At 55.8% G+C, this 1,786-nt stretch carries 1 rRNA gene; it reads right to left on the bottom strand.

Going from position 1 to position 1,786, the window contains the following annotated elements:
• Positions 1-1,732, bottom strand: a 23S ribosomal RNA gene (locus ACERZO_RS50285); the annotation flags it as partial.
• Between the last annotated feature and the right edge of the window lie 54 nt (positions 1,733-1,786).

The following is a 1,786-nucleotide window of genomic DNA, read 5'->3' as shown; positions in this document are numbered from 1 at the left end:
CCTATATGAGTGGCGGATTTGCCTACCACTCGGCCTACACGCTTACACCAGGACAACCATCGCCTGGCGGAGCTACCTTCCTGCGTCACCCCATCGCTTGACTACTACGAAATCAGGTCCCACGCTCCACAACGCCGGCTCCATCCGAAGACTTCACCAACGTGCTTTGGGTGGTTAGTATCAAACGCCTCGTCATGGGCGCACATGCTCGGGTACGGGAATATCAACCCGTTGTCCATCGACTACGCCTGTCGGCCTCGCCTTAGGTCCCGACTTACCCTGGGCGGATTAGCCTGGCCCAGGAACCCTTGGTCATCCGGCGGCAGAGTTTCTCACTCTGCATTCGCTACTCATGCCTGCATTCTCACTCCCACACCCTCCACGACTGGCTTCCGCCGCCGCTTCCCCGGATGCAGGACGCTCCCCTACCCATCCATACCACTAGACACAACCCTCAAGGAGTCGAGCCGATGTATTGCATGAATGACACAGCTTCGGCGGTGTGCTTAAGCCCCGCTACATTGTCGGCGCAGGACCACTTGACCAGTGAGCTATTACGCACTCTTTCAAGGGTGGCTGCTTCTAAGCCAACCTCCTGGTTGTCTGGGCAATCCCACATCCTTTCCCACTGAGCACACACTTAGGGGCCTTAGCTGGTGTTCTGGGCTGTTTCCCTCTCGACGACGAAGCTTATCCCCCGCCGTCTCACTGCCACGCTCTCACTAACCGGTATTCGGAGTTTGGTTGATTTCGGTAACCCGGTAAGGCCCCTAGACCATCCAGTAGCTCTACCCCCGGCAAGAAACACGTGACGCTGCACCTAAATGCATTTCGGGGAGAACCAGCTATCACGGAGTTTGATTGGCCTTTCACCCCTACCCACAGCTCATCCCCTCAGTTTTCAACCTAAGTGGGTTCGGGCCTCCACGACGTCTTACCGTCGCTTCACCCTGGCCATGGGTAGATCACTCCGCTTCGGGTCTAGACCACGCGACTACATTCGCCCTATTCAGACTCGCTTTCGCTACGGCTACCCCACACGGGTTAACCTCGCCACGCAGCACTAACTCGCAGGCTCATTCTTCAAAAGGCACGCCATCACCTCAACGGCTCTGACGGCTTGTAGGCACACGGTTTCAGGTACTCTTTCACTCCCCTCCCGGGGTACTTTTCATCTTTCCCTCACGGTACTCGTCCGCTATCGGTCTTCAGGAAGTATTTAGGCTTACCGGGTGGTCCCGGCAGATTCACAGCAAATTCCACGAGCTCGCTGCTACTCGGGAACACCAAACAAACAATCAACGACATGTTTTCGCGTACGGGGCTCTCACCCACTCCGGCCGCCCATCCCAAGGCGTTCCACTAACATACGTGATCATTCCGAGGACTGTCAGATCCTCGACGCTGGGTCCCACAACACCGCATATACAACGCCTGACAGCTTGACATATACACGGTTTAGCCTCTTCCGCTTTCGCTCGCCACTACTCACGGAATCACGGTTGTTTTCTCTTCCTACGGGTACTGAGATGTTTCACTTCCCCGCGTTCCCTCCACACACCCTATATATTCAGGTGCGGGTAACACCACATCACTGGTGCTGGGTTTCCCCATTCGGAAATCCTCGGATCACAGCTCGGTTGACAGCTCCCCGAGGCTTATCGCAGCCTCCTACGTCCTTCATCGGCTCCTGAAGCCAAGACATCCACCATGTGCCCTTAACAACTTGACCACAAAGATGCTCGCATCCACTCTACAGTTCTCAAACACCACACCAGAAACAAAC

This window comes from Amycolatopsis kentuckyensis (genome assembly GCF_041679295.1).
GTDB classification, from domain to species: Bacteria; Actinomycetota; Actinomycetes; order Mycobacteriales; family Pseudonocardiaceae; genus Amycolatopsis; species Amycolatopsis kentuckyensis_A.
Note: the sequence above shows the minus strand (reverse complement) of the source record. Positions and strands in the feature narration are given on the sequence as shown.